15 protein-coding genes are annotated in these 14073 nt (G+C 70.6%); 9 read left to right on the top strand and 6 right to left on the bottom strand.

Annotated elements, in window-relative coordinates; translation table 11 throughout:
• Window positions 1-12 precede the first annotated feature (12 nt).
• Genes def through ACGFJ2_RS25275 form a run of 4 tightly spaced genes read left to right on the top strand, consistent with a single transcriptional unit; the run spans window position 13 to window position 3232 of the window.
• The gene (def, locus tag ACGFJ2_RS25260; protein ID WP_357945280.1) at window positions 13-561 is read left to right on the top strand and encodes a peptide deformylase; all 549 of its coding nucleotides are present in this window, start codon (window positions 13-15) and stop codon (window positions 559-561) included.
• Window positions 562-563: 2 nt separating this feature from the next.
• Entirely contained in the window at window positions 564-1493 is a 930-nt protein-coding gene (fmt, locus tag ACGFJ2_RS25265; RefSeq protein WP_393472098.1) for a methionyl-tRNA formyltransferase, read from the top strand.
• A gap of 60 nt (window positions 1494-1553) precedes the next feature.
• The gene (locus tag ACGFJ2_RS25270) at window positions 1554-1865 is read left to right on the top strand and encodes a hypothetical protein (RefSeq protein ID WP_393472101.1); all 312 of its coding nucleotides are present in this window, start codon (window positions 1554-1556) and stop codon (window positions 1863-1865) included.
• Window positions 1823-3232 (top strand): RsmB/NOP family class I SAM-dependent RNA methyltransferase, encoded by a 1410-nt coding sequence (locus ACGFJ2_RS25275; protein WP_393472104.1) that lies wholly within the window; start codon window positions 1823-1825, stop codon window positions 3230-3232. The genes ACGFJ2_RS25270 and ACGFJ2_RS25275 overlap by 43 nt, the downstream gene beginning before the upstream one ends.
• A 41-nt stretch (window positions 3233-3273) precedes the next feature.
• On the opposite strand, the gene ACGFJ2_RS25280 is transcribed toward ACGFJ2_RS25275, so the two are convergent.
• Both ACGFJ2_RS25280 and ACGFJ2_RS25285 read right to left on the bottom strand, forming a co-directional pair.
• Window positions 3274-4038, bottom strand: coding sequence for a serine hydrolase domain-containing protein (locus ACGFJ2_RS25280; RefSeq protein ID WP_393472106.1), 765 nt, complete (start codon window positions 4036-4038; stop codon window positions 3274-3276).
• Window positions 4007-4627 carry a TetR/AcrR family transcriptional regulator gene (locus ACGFJ2_RS25285; RefSeq protein ID WP_393472109.1) on the bottom strand — a complete coding sequence of 207 codons (621 nt, stop codon included), beginning with the start codon at window positions 4625-4627 and terminating at the stop codon, window positions 4007-4009. Before ACGFJ2_RS25285 ends, ACGFJ2_RS25280 begins: the two co-directional genes overlap by 32 nt.
• A 124-nt stretch (window positions 4628-4751) precedes the next feature.
• Between ACGFJ2_RS25285 and ACGFJ2_RS25290 the strand changes: the two genes are divergently transcribed.
• On the top strand, window positions 4752-5693 hold the full coding sequence (locus tag ACGFJ2_RS25290; protein ID WP_393472112.1) for an aldo/keto reductase: 942 nt from the start codon (window positions 4752-4754) through the stop codon (window positions 5691-5693).
• Window positions 5694-5821: 128 nt separating this feature from the next.
• Window positions 5822-7282: an MFS transporter gene (locus ACGFJ2_RS25295; protein WP_393472115.1), complete on the top strand. Its 1461-nt coding sequence runs from the start codon at window positions 5822-5824 to the stop codon at window positions 7280-7282.
• Window positions 7283-7348: 66 nt separating this feature from the next.
• Here the strand turns inward: ACGFJ2_RS25295 and ACGFJ2_RS25300 are convergent, their stop codons facing one another.
• The gene (locus ACGFJ2_RS25300; RefSeq protein WP_357945304.1) at window positions 7349-8797 is read right to left on the bottom strand and encodes an MFS transporter; all 1449 of its coding nucleotides are present in this window, start codon (window positions 8795-8797) and stop codon (window positions 7349-7351) included.
• Window positions 8798-8882: 85 nt separating this feature from the next.
• Between ACGFJ2_RS25300 and ACGFJ2_RS25305 the strand changes: the two genes are divergently transcribed.
• The 3 genes from ACGFJ2_RS25305 to rpe are packed head-to-tail and all read left to right on the top strand — an operon-like array spanning window position 8883 to window position 10966.
• On the top strand, window positions 8883-9218 hold the full coding sequence (locus ACGFJ2_RS25305; protein WP_357945307.1) for a helix-turn-helix domain-containing protein: 336 nt from the start codon (window positions 8883-8885) through the stop codon (window positions 9216-9218).
• A gap of 50 nt (window positions 9219-9268) precedes the next feature.
• Complete coding sequence (locus ACGFJ2_RS25310) at window positions 9269-10237, top strand: aminoglycoside phosphotransferase family protein (RefSeq protein ID WP_357945310.1); 969 nt, start codon at window positions 9269-9271, stop codon at window positions 10235-10237.
• Window positions 10238-10285: 48 nt separating this feature from the next.
• On the top strand, window positions 10286-10966 hold the full coding sequence (gene rpe, locus ACGFJ2_RS25315; protein WP_357945312.1) for a ribulose-phosphate 3-epimerase: 681 nt from the start codon (window positions 10286-10288) through the stop codon (window positions 10964-10966).
• Between the two features lie 60 nt (window positions 10967-11026).
• Here rpe and ACGFJ2_RS25320 read toward each other — a convergent pair whose 3' ends face one another.
• From ACGFJ2_RS25320 to ACGFJ2_RS25330, 3 genes are read right to left on the bottom strand one after another with little or no spacing between them, the layout of a single operon-like run.
• Complete coding sequence (locus ACGFJ2_RS25320; protein WP_357945315.1) at window positions 11027-12058, bottom strand: dipeptide ABC transporter ATP-binding protein; 1032 nt, start codon at window positions 12056-12058, stop codon at window positions 11027-11029.
• Window positions 12055-13068 (bottom strand): ABC transporter ATP-binding protein, encoded by a 1014-nt coding sequence (locus ACGFJ2_RS25325; protein ID WP_357945318.1) that lies wholly within the window; start codon window positions 13066-13068, stop codon window positions 12055-12057. The genes ACGFJ2_RS25320 and ACGFJ2_RS25325 overlap by 4 nt, the downstream gene beginning before the upstream one ends.
• Window positions 13068-14048, bottom strand: a complete 981-nt coding sequence (locus ACGFJ2_RS25330) for an ABC transporter permease (RefSeq protein WP_357945321.1) — start codon at window positions 14046-14048, stop codon at window positions 13068-13070. Before ACGFJ2_RS25330 ends, ACGFJ2_RS25325 begins: the two co-directional genes overlap by 1 nt.
• Between the last annotated feature and the right edge of the window lie 25 nt (window positions 14049-14073).

Genomic DNA, 14073 nt, shown 5'->3' on the forward strand with positions numbered 1-14073 from the left:
CGGAGTGACCCTTTGGCGATCCAGTCGATCCGCCTGTTCGGAGACCCGGTGCTGACCACCGCGGCGGCACCGGTCGTCGACTTCGACAAGGAGCTCCGCAAGCTGGTCAAAGACCTCACCGACACGATGATGGACGCCCCCGGCGCCGGGCTCGCGGCCCCGCAGATCGGCGTCGGGTTGCGGGTGTTCACCTACTACGTCGACGAGCAGCTCGGCCATCTGATCAACCCCGATCTCGACCTGTCCGCCGACATCGACGAGGAGGGCGAGGAGGGCTGCCTGTCCTTCCCCGGCCTGTCGTTCCCGACGCCGCGGGCCATCCGCGCCGTCGCCAAGGGTTTCGACATGTACGGCGAGCCGGTCACGCTGGAGGGCACCGACCTGATGGCCCGCTGCTTCCAGCACGAGACCGACCACCTCGACGGCATCCTGTTCATCGACCGGATGGACCCCAAGCAGCGCAAGCTCGCGATGAAGGCCGTCCGCGAGGCGGAGTGGAGCGGGCTGTCCGTCCCCATGGTCAAGTTCTCCCCGCACACCACGGGCGGGAAGGCACTCTGACGATGCGCCTGGTCTTCGCGGGCACGCCCGAGACGGCACTGCCGTCACTACGCGCACTGATCGACTCGCCGCGGCACGAGGTCGTCGCGGTCGTCACCCGGCCCGACGCCCAGTCGGGGCGCGGTCGCAAGGTGCACCCGTCGCCGGTGGCCGAGCTGGCCGAGGAGGCGGGCATCGAGGTGCTGCGCCCGGTCAAGGCCGGCGACCCGGAGTTCCTCGACCGGCTGCGCGGGCTGGAGCCCGACTGCTGCCCCGTGGTCGCTTACGGGGCGCTGCTGCCGCAGTCCGCGCTCGACGTGCCGCCGCTCGGCTGGATCAACCTGCACTTCTCGATCCTGCCCGCCTGGCGGGGCGCCGCGCCCGTCCAGCGCGCGATCCTGCACGGTGACGAGATCACCGGCGCTTCGACGTTCCAGATCGTCAAGGAGCTCGACGCCGGGGCGGTCTTCGGCGTCGTCACCGAGGAGATCCGCCCCGACGACACCAGCGGCGCCCTGCTCGAACGCCTGTCGGTCTCGGGCGCCGAGCTGCTGTCGGCCACGCTCGACGGGGTGGCCGACGGCAAGCTGCAGGCGGTTCCCCAGCCGGCCGACGGGATCAGCATCGCGCCCAAGATCAATGTGACCGACGCCCGGGTCGACTGGTCCGCACCCGCCATGCACGTCGACCGCCTGATCCGGGCCTGCACCCCCAACCCGGGCGCCTGGAGCGAGTTCCGCGGCCACCGGCTGAAGCTCGGCCCGGTCCGGCTCGCCCCCACGGCCGAGCCGCTGCCGCCCGGCGCCATCGCCGCCACCAAGAACACCGTGCTGGTCGGCACCGCGACCCACCCGGTCGAGCTGGGCGAGCTCCAGCCGCAGGGCAAGCGGCTGATGAGCGCGGGGGAGTGGGCGCGCGGTGTGCGTCCTGAGAGCGACGACAGGTTCGAGTGAGAAACGATATGGGACAGGGCCCGCGCCGCCAGAACGACGGACGGCCGACCGGGACCGGACATGGCAGCGGCGGCCGGGCCGGTCAAGGCGGCCAAGGCGGTCAGGCCAGCGGCCGGGGTGGTCAAGGCGGCAGCCGAGCCGGTGGCCAGGCCGGGCGTGGTGGTGGCCGGGGCGGTCAGGCCGGGCGTGGTGACGGTCGTGCGGGTGAGGGCGGCGGGCAGGCCGGGAAAGGTAGTGGCCGGGGCGGTCAGGGCGGGGGTCGTGGCGGTGGCCGGGGCCGGTCGCGGGGTCCCGCGCGTGACCAGGCGCGCAATGCCGCCTTCGACGTCATGCGGGCCGTCGACGAGCGTGACGCGTACGCCAACCTGCTGATGCCGCGCCTGCTGCGCGAGCGCGGGGTGAAGGGGCGTGACGCGGCGCTGGCGACCGAGCTGGCCTACGGGACGCTGCGCGGGCTCGGGACGTACGACGCGATCATCGAGATGTGCGTCGACCGGGCGCCCGACTCCGACGTGCGCGACGCCCTGCGGCTCGGCGCCCACCAGCTGCTCAAGATGCGCGTTCCCCCGCACGCCGCCGTCGGCACGACCGTCGATCTCGTACGGCTGCGCATCGGGGCGGGCGCCGCCAAGTTCGTCAACGCCGTGCTGCGCAAGATCGGGTCACGGACCATCGAGGAGTGGGTCCCGATCGTGGCCCCCGACGAGGCCCACGACCCGGCCGGGCATCTGTCGGTGGCCTACAGCCATCCGCGGTGGATCGTGAGCGCGTTCCGCGACGCTCTGGGCGGCCGGGCCGACGAGGTCGCCGATCTGCTGGCCGCCGACAACGCGCGGCCGCTGGTGACGCTGGTCGCCCGGCCCGGCCGCAGCTCGGTCGAGGAGCTGACCGACAGCGGCGCCGATCCGGGCCGCTACTCGCCGTACGCCGCCTATCTGCCGGAGGGCGACCCGGGCAGGATCCCGGCGGTCGCCGAGACCCGCGCGGCAGTCCAGGACGAGGCCAGCCAGCTCGTGGCGCTCGCTCTGACCCGCGTGCCGCTCGACGGGCGCGACGAGCTGTGGCTCGACATGTGCGCAGGGCCGGGCGGCAAGGCGGGCCTCCTCGACGCCATCGCCACCTACGGCGACCTCGCGGCCTCCGAGGACAGCTACTTTGCCGATCGCGGGGGTGTCGCGGCTTCCGACGACGGCTATCTCGCCGATCCTGTTGGGCTCGGGGTTCGGGCGGTGGCCTATCCGGGTGGGGCCCGGCTGCTGGCCGCCGACGTGCAGTATCACCGGGCGCGGCTGGTCTGGCAGACCACTCGGGACGCCGCCGTGGTCACCGCCGATGGGACCGAGCCGGCCTGGCGGCCGGGTGCGTTCGACCGGATCATGCTGGACGCGCCCTGCACCGGGCTCGGAGCGCTGCGCCGTCGCCCCGAGGCGAGGTGGCGGCGGGATCCCGCGGACATCGCCGAGCTGGGCCGGTTGCAGCGGCGCCTGCTCGACGCCGCACTCGAGGCCGTACGGCCCGGCGGGGTGGTCGCCTACGTCACCTGTTCGCCGCACCTGGCCGAGACCCGGGTCGTCGTCGGTGACGTCGCCGGTCGGCGCGGCGACGTGGAGCAGCTCGACGCGCGCGACTACCTGCCGGAGATCGACGGGCTGGGCGACGGCCCGCACGCGCAGTTCTGGCCGCACCGCCACGGCACCGACGCGATGTTCCTCGCCCTCCTCCGCAAGCGCCCGCTCTGAGCGGATCATGTTCGCGTTCCCGGCGTGATGGGCGCCGGGAATCAGCTCTGCTCGTCCTTCGACCGGAAGCTGGGATTGGTCACCGCATCGAGAAGGCCGTTGAGGAGCGGGACTCGGCGTTCGGTGTGGTCGTTGAGCGCAAGGAGAGCCACGCTCAGGTCCAGGTCGGGTACTCGGGCGTGTAGGGCACGCAGGCCTGTCCAGCCTCCTCCGTGCCGATAGACGCGGTGCCCGGCGTGGGATCGGACGCCAATGCCCCAGGCGTAGTCGATCGGCGTTCCGTCGTCGAGGCGTCCAGGAGTCTGCATGAGCTCCGAGATGCCGAGTTCATCGGCGTTGAGCGCCTGGCCCCAGCGCAGCAGATCGCTGAGAATCGTCCATACCCCGCCGTCACCCAGGGACAGCGGGGCGGGATGAAGGCGGGCAAGCGGCGCGGCGCCCGGGGGTGTCGGGTCAGGCCCGGGCCAGTACCGGGTGCCCGCCATCGCCAGCGGGACGAAGAGGTGGCGCTCGGCGAAGTCGGGCAGCGGCGTGTCCGCCGCTCGTTCCACCACCGCGGCCAGGCAGACGTATGCTTCGACAGTGACGCCGCGTAGGCGAGCGTCGCGGCGGTCACTGACAGCCCTTGGGCGAGGAGTACGGGTGGCGCGCCGCCTTGCCGCATCCCGACCACGATCGGTTCGTCGCTGCGGTAGCCGGCTTCGGAGACGAGAGTTGTCATGCGTTGGTGCGTCTGGGACACGAAATGATCCTTCGGGCTGCCCCGCACCCCCGCTAGCGGCCTGGATTGGGGAGTAGGGCGTCAACGAGCAGGTCGAGGAGTCGGCCGGTCTGCTCGGGGGTATCGCGGGCCGCTGTGGCGAGGAAGATGCCCAAGAGCATCGTGGCGACGTCGTCGGGGTCGACGTCCGCACGGAGTGAGCCCGTGTCGGCTCCCTTGGCGAGGATCGCCGTGATCGCGGCGGTGATGCGTTCCCTGGTGGTGGCTGTCGGGATGCGGCCTGAGGCCTGCCCGGCGCGCAGTGCGTCGGCCATGCCGCGTTTCATCGCGGCGAACGCCGCGTAGCGCTCCAGCCAGGCGCGCAGCGCGAGCTGCGGCGGGAGTTGTTCGAGCAGCGCCGGGGCGCTCGTCGTGATGTTGTCGAGTTCGGCGGCGTAGACCGCCTCCACGAGCGCTTCGCGGGTGGGGAAATGGCGATAGAGGGTGCCGATCCCGACGCCCGCCTCACGGGCGATGCTTTCGAGCGGGACGGTGTCGTCGGCGGCCGCGAAGGCGGTCCGGGCGACGGCGATGAGCTTGTCCCGGTTGCGCTGGGCGTGGGCGCGGAGCGGGCGCTGTGTCGTGGCCGGCTGTCCTGCGGCGGTTTCGGCGGACGCCGGCTCGGGCGAACTCAAAGAGGTTTCGGCGGACGCCGGTTCGGGCGAAGTCAAAGTGGAGGTACCTCCGATATTGCTCTATAGTCGGTCAGAGATAGCGGAGGTTCCTCCGTTATCTCTGGCATCTTACCTGGATGGGATTATGATGACCTCCAGCAACACCCTTTCCGATGAGCCGGTCAATGTTCCTCGGCCCGGCGGCACCGCTCAGTTCGCCGGGCGTACCGTGTCCCGCATCGGATATGGCGCCATGCAGCTCAGCCGCCTGCACGACGACCGTGACGCGGCCCTGGCGGTCCTGCGCCGGGCGATCGACTCCGGCGTCGACCACATCGACACCGCCCAGTTCTACGGCAACGGCTTCGTCAACGGGCTCCTCCGCGAGGCGATCCGGCCGGAGGACGACGTCATGGTCGTCAGCAAGGTCGGCGCCACCCCCGACCCCGACGGTCCGATCCCGCTGCGGCTCGCACAGCGGCCCGAAGAACTCCGCGCCAGCGTCGAGGACAACCTCATCAGCCTCGGCCTGGAGCAGATCCCGGTCGTGAACCTGCGCCGTCCCGACTCCGGTCCCGGAGTGCGGGCCACGGGCGATCAGGTGGTCGACATCGACGACCAGCTCGCCGTGATGACGGCGATGCGCGACGAGGGCAAGATCGGCGCGATCGGGCTGGGCAGTGTCACCCTCGACGGGCTGCGCCGAGCGATCCCCGCCGGCATCGCCTGTGTGCAGAACGCCTACAGCCTCGTCACCCGCGACGACGAAGCCGTGCTCGAACTGTGCCGGACCGAGGGCATCGCCTGGGTGCCGTTCTTCCCCCTCGGCGGCGCCTTCCCCCAGATGCCGAAGGTGACCGACGAAGCGGCCGTCCACGCCGCCGCGACGTCCCTCGGCCGCACGCCCGTACAGGTCGGCCTCGCCTGGCTGCTGCACCACGCGCCCCACGTCCTGCTCATCCCCGGTACCGCCAGCATCGAGCACCTCGACGAGAACATCGCCGCCGGTACGATCACCTTCGACCACGACATGCTCGGCACACTCGACGCCATCCCCTCCCGCTCGTCAGACGTCCCGCTCGGCTGATTCCCTGCAACCCGCTGCGGCTCGCCGGTGTTCCTCTTGCTGTTGGCTCGCTCACGGGCCGCGATCGACCCTCGCGAACCCGTGATCGAGCACTCCGACGTACGAGAGCATCAGGCGAGAGGAACAGCATGACGGAGCTCGACTCCACGCTCGATCCGGGCAAGCAGGCGCGGGACGAACCCATCGAGAACCAGATGACGTCCCGGCACAAGTTGATCCTGGTTCTCCTGCTCGGCGCCCAGTTCATGCTCGCGGTCGACTTCTCGGTACTCAACATCGCCGTGCCGACGATCGGCTCCGAGCTGGGCTTCGAGCTGAGCAACCTGCAATGGATCGTCACGGGGTTCATGCTGCCCGCCGCGGGCTTCACCCTGCTGTTCGGCCGCGTCGCCGACCTGTTCGGCCGGCGCAACCTCTTCCTGGCGGGAATGCTGCTCCTCGGCGTGGCATCGCTGGTCGGCGGCCTGGCGCAGTCGCCGGGCATGCTCCTGGCCGGGCGTATCGGGCAGGGGCTGGCCACCGCGATGGCGACACCCGCCGCGATGTCGCTGCTCACCACGTCCTTCCCGGAAGGCCCGCTCCGCCGGCGCGCCCTCGGGCTCAACGGCACCCTGCTGACCGGCGGCTTCGCGCTCGGGTCGGTGCTCGGCGGCGTGCTGACCGAGCTGCTGAGCTGGCGCTGGGCCTTCCTGATCAACCTGCCGGTCGTCGCGCTCATCGTGCTCATCGCCCCGCGCGTGCTGAGCGACACCGGCGAGCGGATTCGCCGCCGCCTCGACATTCCCGGCGCGGTCGCGGTCACCGGCGGCCTGGTCAGCCTGGTCTACGGCATCTCCGCGACCGAGCGGAACGGCTGGGGCGACCCCGTCGTCATCGGCTGCCTGATCCTCGCCGCGCTCCTGCTGGTCGCGTTCTGGTTCATCGAACTACGCAGCCCGCACCCGCTGGCGCCGGTCAGTGTGCTCAGGCGGCCCACTGTCCGCTGGGGCAACTTCGCCGGGATCATCGTCATCAGCATGCCCAGCGCGGTCGTCTTCCAGATGACGCTCTATCTGCAGGACGTCCTCGACTACCAGCCGCTCGCCTCCGGCCTGGCGTTCGGCGGGTCCAGCATCGCGGCCATCGCGGGCGGGCTCCTCGCCCCCCGGGTGATCGGCGCCATCGGCGGCAAGCGGACCCTCGTCATCGCCCTGGCGGTCCAGGGGCTGGGCCTCCTGGGGCTGCTGACCGTGGGCGAAGGCGCCGCGGGCATCTACATCGTCCTCGCCGCCGTCGCGGTCGCGTTCTTCGGCCATGCCATGGGCCTGGTCTCCTACACGGTCATCGCCACCTCCGGCCTGCCCAACGAGGAGCAGGGCCTGGCCACCGGTTTGAGCACCATGAGCCAGCAGATCGCCCTGACCCTCGGCACTCCCGCGCTGGCCGCCGTCGCGCTCTACGGCGCCGGCACGGTCACCGGCGTCGAGGCGAACGTCGACGGCGTCCTGAACGGCATGCATCTGGCGGTGCTCGTAGGCGCCGTGACCAGCCTCGCGGTAGCGGCGCTCGTGGCCGCTCTCTTCCGCCCCGGTAACCCGGCCAAAAGCTGAGATTGCCGCACGTCAGGCATACCGCCGCCATCCGGGCGTGGACACAGGCGCGATCGAGATGGCGGGTCAGGAGGGTGTCGTGGCCGTGGGTGAGTCGGTGGGTTGTGCCCGCGGCGCCGAGACTTCCGCGGGCTTGGACCTCGCCAGCCACAGGCCCGTGAACACGGCGCCGGCCAAGGTGACGGCGCCGGCCGCGATGAAGGCGCTGTTGAGGCCGGCCTCGAAGGAGGCGCCACCGGATTCCCGGGTACGGACGATGGCTCCGAGCACCGCCACGCCGAGTACCGCGCCGATCTGCCGGGTGGTGCTGCTGATGCCCGAAGCGAGGCCGCCCTCCTGCGGGCTGACCGCCTGGATGGCGGCGCCGGTCAGCGGGGACATGGTCAGAGCGAAACCGATGCCGACGATCGCCAGCCGCCACCACACGTTCCCGTAGCCGGTGTCCGCGTGTACGAGGCCCAGCGCCAGCAGTCCCAGCCCGGCCAGGGCCAGGCCGCTGGTGACCACGATCCGGAAGCCGTATCTGGCGGCGAGCCGGCCCGCGTACGGGCTGACGATCACCATGGCCAGGGAGGCGGGCAGGGTCTGCAGGCCGGCACGCAGAATCGAACTGCCCTGGACGTACACGAAGAACTGGGAGAAGAAGAAGGCCGAACCCATGAGCGCGAACCCCACCACGACCATCGCCGTGTTGGACACCGTGAACAGCCGCTGCCGGAACAGCCGCAGCGGCAGCATCGGCGTCGAACCACGTCCTTCGACGACGACGAAGACGGCGAGCAGCACCATCGCGGCGGCGAAGCTCCCCAGGATCACCGGCGAGGTCCAGCCACGCGAACCGCCCTCGATCAGCCCATAGGTCAGCGCCCCCACGCCCAGGACGGACAGGACCGTCCCCGGGATGTCGATCGCCGGCGCGCCGGGATTGCGGGACTCGCCCAGGATGCGCAGACCGGCCAGCAGCAGGACCGCGCCGATGGGCAGATTGACGAGGAATATGGCGGGCCAGCCGAAGGAGTCCACCAGAATGCCACCGGCCAGCGGACCGGCGGCCAGGCCGATTCCGCTGTATCCGGCCCACAGCCCGATCGCTTTGACGCGTTCCTGCGGAACGGGGTACGCGGCGGCGAGCAGGGCCAGCGAGGCGGGGCTCAGCGCCGCGGCCCCGATGCCCTGCACCACCCGGCCGGTGATCAGCCAGCCGATCGAGGGCGCGACGGCGCACAGCAAGGACGCGACGGTGAACACCGCGACGCCGGCCAAGAACACCCGCTTGCGGCCGAAGCGGTCGGCGAAGACGCCGCCGGACAGCAACAGCATGGCGACCAGCAGGACGTAGGCGTCGACGATCCATTGCAGGCCGCTCAACTGGATGTGTAACCGGTGCTGCATGTCGGGCAGTGCCGCACCGACGATCGTGCTGTCGAGCAGCACCATGAACTGGCCCAGGCAGGTCACCGTGAGCAAGGCCGCTCGGCTCGATCCAGCCGTCGTCGCGTCTTCGTGTGCGGTCAACGCTGTTTCCTCTCGTGAGGTGGATGCTCCCGCACACCATAGTTCCATAATTCCGAACTATCGAACGGTCGGGTATCGTCGAGGCATGCGACCGCTACCCCAGCCCGCGCGCGAGGCGCTGACGCTCGCGCCGGTGCTGCACGCGCTCAGCGATCCGGTACGCCTGGAGTTGGTACGGCGGGCCAGGGGCAATCCCGAGTCGACCTGTGCCGTTCTGGCCGACGGGTTGGATGTGCCGATATCGACGCTGTCCAACCACTGGCGGATCCTGCGCGAGGCCGGTCTGATCAGCATGACCGTCGACGGCCGGCACCGGCGGATCCGGCTGCGCTCCGACGATCTACGCGACCGCTTCCCGGGCCTGCTCGACCCGATCCTGCGCCTCGCCGCGGCCGAGTCGCCCGACAGCGGCCCGCTGTGAGGCTGCTGCTCGACCGCTGATCCCTGGTGGCCAGAGCGGGAAGGAGCACGATGGCGCGCGAGTGGGGTGTGCTCCCGCGGGCTACGGGCGGCAGGAGGATCGCCTGGGCGGCCGTGCCCGAGGAGGTGGCGGCGGGGATCGAGCGGCTGCTCGGTGACGGGGTGGTCGGCGCGGTCAGTCAGCCGGGCGGGTTCTCCGAGGGCTTGGCCGCGCGTGTGCGTCTGGCGGGTGGCGGGGGCGCGTTCGTGAAGGCGGCGAGTACGTTGACGGCGCCCTCGGTGGCGGCCTTCCACCGTAGGGAGATCGCGATCTCGCGGCGGCTTCCCCGGACGGTGCCGGTGCCACGGTTGCTGGACGCCTATGACGACGGTGACTGGGTCGCGCTGATATTCGAGGAGATTCCGGGACGGCTGCCCGCCCAGCCGTGGCGGCGTGCGGAACTCGAGCGGGTTCTGGCGGCTGTCACCGATCTGGTGCGGGCCTTGACTCCGTCACCGGTGGACGGGGCGTTCCTGGGTGGGCCGCGGCTGGGTGGCTGGGTGGCACTGGCGAAGGGCGCCGCCGGCGTCGAGAGCGCCGTCGTGCGGAGGATCGGTGCGCTTTCGCCGTGGGCGGCCGGCCATCTCGACGAACTCGCCGCGATGGAGGAGGGCGCCGCACCTGCTCTGGCTGGTCAGACGCTGCTGCATGGGGACCTGTATCCGTTCAACATCATGCTGAGCGCGGAGCGCGTCTTCGTCGTCGACTGGCCGCACGCATGGGTCGGGGCCGGTCACTGCGACGTGGTGACGCTGCTGGCAAGCGTGTCGCTCAGCGGGATGGATCCGCAGTCGCTCGCCGAGGAGCATCCGCTGACCCGCGACCTCGATCCGGCTCAGATCGATGCGGTGCTGGCGATGCACTCCGGGTTTCTGCTCCGGATCGCCGCCTCGGCGGGAGCGGGGGCCGATCGCCACTTGGTGGACATGATGGTCGCGCTGGGGCTGGCCTCGCTGCGCTGGCTACGAGACCGTCAGTGAAACCCCCGCACTGCCGCGGGCGGCGCCGTTCAATAGACTCTGACCATCATGGCCCTACAGATCTCGCCCAGCATCCTGTCCGCCGACTTCGCCAGGCTCGCCGACGAGGCCGCGGCCGTCACCAATGCCGACTGGCTGCACGTGGATGTCATGGACAACCACTTCGTGCCCAACCTGACCCTCGGGCTGCCCGTGGTCGAGGCGCTGCGCAAGGCGACCTCGATGCCGCTCGACTGTCACCTCATGATCGAGGACCCCGACCGCTGGGCCCCGCCCTACGCCGAGGCGGGCGCGGGCAGCGTCACGATCCACGTGGAGGCGGCGAAGTCGCCGGTGCGCACGCTGCGCGAGATCCGGTCGCTGGGCGCGCGGGCGGCCATCGCGTTCAACCCGGCCACGGCGATCGAACCCTACGAGGATCTGCTGGGTGAGGTCGACATGCTCCTGCTGATGACGGTCGAGCCGGGGTTCGGGGGGCAGAAGTTCCTCGACATGGTGCTGCCCAAGATCCGCCGGGCCCGCGCCCTGATCGAGCGGCACGGCGGGCAGATCTGGCTCCAGGTGGACGGGGGCGTGGACGCGGACACCATCGAGCGCTGCGTGGTGGCCGGCGCGGACGTCTTCGTGGCGGGCAGCGCCGTCTATGGCGCCTCGGACCCGGCGGCGGCGGTCGACGCCCTCCGATTCCAGGCCGAACAAGCTCAGGCCGTACCAGAAAAACGGTTGTGAAAGACGTCCGGCCCGCCGCGAGAAGCACGGCGGGCCGGACGGTCGATCAGAACGGCGTGATCACGCCAGCGCCGGGTCCAGCACCACGTCCTCGCCCTGCGTGGTGGGGGCCTCGGGGAAGTGGCAGGCGGTCAGGTGGCCCTCGTGGTTGCCCGACAGTCGCGTCAGCGGCGGCTCCTCCACCGCGCACTTCTCCTGCGCCTTCCAGCACCGCGTACGGAAGCGGCACCCCGACGGCGGATTGAGCGGCGACGGGACGTCCCCCGCCAACCGGATCCGCTGCCGCGCCGGCCCCTCCACGTCCGCGTCCGGCACCGCCGACAAGAGCGCGTGCGTGTACGGATGGCGCGGCCGCTCATAGAGCGACTCCCGGTCCGCGATCTCGACGATCTTCCCCAGGTACATCACCGCGACCCGCTGCGAGAAGTGCCGGACCACCGCCAGGTCGTGCGCGATGAACAGGAACGCGATCCCCATGTCCCGCTGCAACTGCTGCAGCAGGTTGATCACCTGGGCCTGGATCGACACGTCCAGCGCGGACACCGGCTCGTCGGCCACGATCAGCCGGGGCTCCAGGGCCAGGGCCCTGGCGACGCCGATGCGCTGCCGCTGGCCGCCGGAGAACTCGTGCGGGAAGCGGTTGTAGTGCTCGGGGTTCAGGCCGACGATCTCCAGCAGCTCCCTGGCGCGGGCCTCCCGGCCGCCGGGCGGGTTGATGTCGTTGATGTCCATCGGGCCGCGGATGATCGAGCCGACCGTGTGCCGTGGGTTCAGCGAGGAGTACGGGTCCTGGAAGACCATCTGGATCTCGGGCCTGATCGGCTTGAGCTCGCGGCGGCCCGCGTGGGTGATGTCGCGGCCGTCATAGGTGATGCGGCCGCCGGTCGGCTCCAGCAGCCGGGCCGCCAGCCGTCCGGTCGTCGACTTGCCGCAGCCCGACTCGCCGACCAGGCCGAGCGTCTCGCCCGCGTGCACGGTCAGGTCGATGCCGTCCACCGCGTGCACCACGCCGACCTGGTGCTTGACCAGGAAGCCGCCTCTGACGGGGAAGTGCTTCACCACCCCGGACAGCTCCAGCAGCTTCTCCGTCACTTCGTCTCCTCAACTGGTCGCCTGAGCTGCTCCGCCTTCTGTTTGAGCGTCAGGAAGCAGGCGTCGCCGTGGCCGTGTTCGGGCGACAGCTCGGGCCGGTCACCGGCGCACACCTCCTTGCCCAGCAGCTTCATGTAGTCGCAGCGCGGGTGGAACGCGCAGCCGGACGGCAGGTTGATCAGGCTGGGCGGGGTGCCGCGCACCGGCTCCAGCGGCAGGTCCACCGGGCGGCGCAGGCTGGGCATCGAGCCCAGCAGCCCCCAGGTGTACGGATGGCGCGGCTCGCGCAGCACCTCGTGCATCGTGCCCCGCTCCACGGCCCGCCCGGCGTACATGACCAGCACGTTGTGCGCGGTGTTGGCCACCACGCCCAGGTCGTGGGTGATCAGCACGATCGCCGTGCCCGACTGCTCCTGCAGCTCGCTCAGCAGGTCGAGGATCTGCGCCTGTACGGTGACGTCGAGCGCGGTCGTCGGCTCGTCGGCGATCAGCAGACCGGGGTCGCAGACCAGCGCCATGGCGATCATCGCGCGCTGGCGCATGCCCCCGGAGAACTGGTGCGGGTAGTCGTCGACGCGGACCTTCGGCTGCGGGATGCCGACCCGGTCCAGCATCTCGATCGCCCGGTCCCGAGCGGACGACCGCGAGACGCCCTTGTGCTTGCGGTACACCTCGGCGATCTGCGCGCCGATCGTGTGGAACGGCGACAGCGACGTCAGCGGGTCCTGGAAGATCATCGCGATCCGGTCGCCGCGCAGCTTCTCCATCGTGGACCTGGACGCGCCGATCAGCTCCTGGCCGTCGAAGGTGATGCTGCCGGAGATCTTCGCCGTCTCCGGGTTGTGCAGGCCGAGCACGGCCAGGTTCGTCACCGACTTGCCCGAGCCCGACTCTCCCACGATGCCGAGCGTGGTCCCCTGCTCCACCTGGAAGGAGAGCCGGTCCACCGCGTGGACCACGCCGTCCTCGGTGTGGAAGTCGACGGTGAGCTCGTTGACCTCAAGGAACATCAGCTCAGCCTCACGCGGGGATCGATGACGGCGTACAGGGCGTCGACGACGATGTTCATCACCACGATCGCGCCCGCTGCCACCAGGACGGTGGCCATCAGTGTGGGCAGGTCGGAGTTGTCGACCGCGCGGACCGACAGGCGGCCGATCCCCTGCAGCCCGAACGTGGTCTCGGTGATGATCGCGCCGCCGATGAGCATGCCCAGGTCCACGCCGAAGATGGTGATGATCGGGGTCAGCGTGCCGCGCAGGGCGAAGCGCAGCACCACGCTCCTGCCGGACATGCCCTTGGCCCTGGCGGTTCGTACGTAGTCCTCGGCCAGGTTCTCCACCATCGTGGAGCGGGTCATCCTGGTGTAGTTGGCGGTGAAGATGATCGCCAGCACGATCCAGGGCAGCAGCAGCCCTCCGAACCAGCCGAGCGGATCCTCGGTGATCGGGATGTACTTGGGTTGCGGGAAGATGTGCGCCTGGTAGACGAAGAAGTACATGGCCAGCGTGCCGACGAAGTAGATCTGCATCGAGGCGCCGACCAGCGACGAGATGCTGGCGATCTTGTCGAGCGGCTTGCCCTGGCGCAGCGCGGCGAGGATGCCGGTCGCCACGCCGAACGTCAGGAAGATCACCGAGGCGCCGATCGTCAGCGCGATGGTGACGGGCAGCCGGTCGATGATGGTCTCGAAGACCGGGGCGCGGTTGACGAAGGAGTAGCCGAGACAGGGCGCGGGGCAGTTGCCGAGGCCCTCGAAGTTCCGGCCGAAGAAGATCCCCCCGAGCCACGACACGAACTGCACCACGACCGGCTGGTCGAGGCCCAGGTTGTGCCTGGCCTGCGCCAGCGTCTCCGGCGGGCAGACCTTGCCGCACGCCAGCCGAGCCGGGTCGGCGGGGATCACGAAGAACAGGAAGAAGGTCACCCCCGAGATGATCACGAGGATGACCGCGGCGCCGATGACGCGGCGGGTCAGGAATCGAAGCACGAGATCTCCAAAAGGGCGCTCCGGG

The sequence above is a fragment of the Nonomuraea sp. NPDC049028 genome, assembly GCF_043197735.1.
GTDB lineage: Bacteria > Actinomycetota > Actinomycetes > Streptosporangiales > Streptosporangiaceae > Nonomuraea.

Coding starts and splice junctions, on each gene's coding strand:
- ACGFJ2_RS25295 (WP_393472115.1), top strand. CDS start 5,822: ATGACGGAGCTCGACTCCACGCTCGATCCGGGCAAGCAGGCGCGGGAC.
- rpe (WP_357945312.1), top strand. CDS start 10,286: ATGGCCCTACAGATCTCGCCCAGCATCCTGTCCGCCGACTTCGCCAGG.
- ACGFJ2_RS25275 (WP_393472104.1), top strand. CDS start 1,823: ATGCGGGCCGTCGACGAGCGTGACGCGTACGCCAACCTGCTGATGCCG.
- ACGFJ2_RS25325 (WP_357945318.1), bottom strand. CDS start 13,068: ATGTTCCTTGAGGTCAACGAGCTCACCGTCGACTTCCACACCGAGGAC.
- ACGFJ2_RS25270 (WP_393472101.1), top strand. CDS start 1,554: ATGGCAGCGGCGGCCGGGCCGGTCAAGGCGGCCAAGGCGGTCAGGCCA.
- fmt (WP_393472098.1), top strand. CDS start 564: ATGCGCCTGGTCTTCGCGGGCACGCCCGAGACGGCACTGCCGTCACTA.
- ACGFJ2_RS25305 (WP_357945307.1), top strand. CDS start 8,883: ATGCGACCGCTACCCCAGCCCGCGCGCGAGGCGCTGACGCTCGCGCCG.
- ACGFJ2_RS25290 (WP_393472112.1), top strand. CDS start 4,752: ATGATGACCTCCAGCAACACCCTTTCCGATGAGCCGGTCAATGTTCCT.
- ACGFJ2_RS25310 (WP_357945310.1), top strand. CDS start 9,269: ATGGCGCGCGAGTGGGGTGTGCTCCCGCGGGCTACGGGCGGCAGGAGG.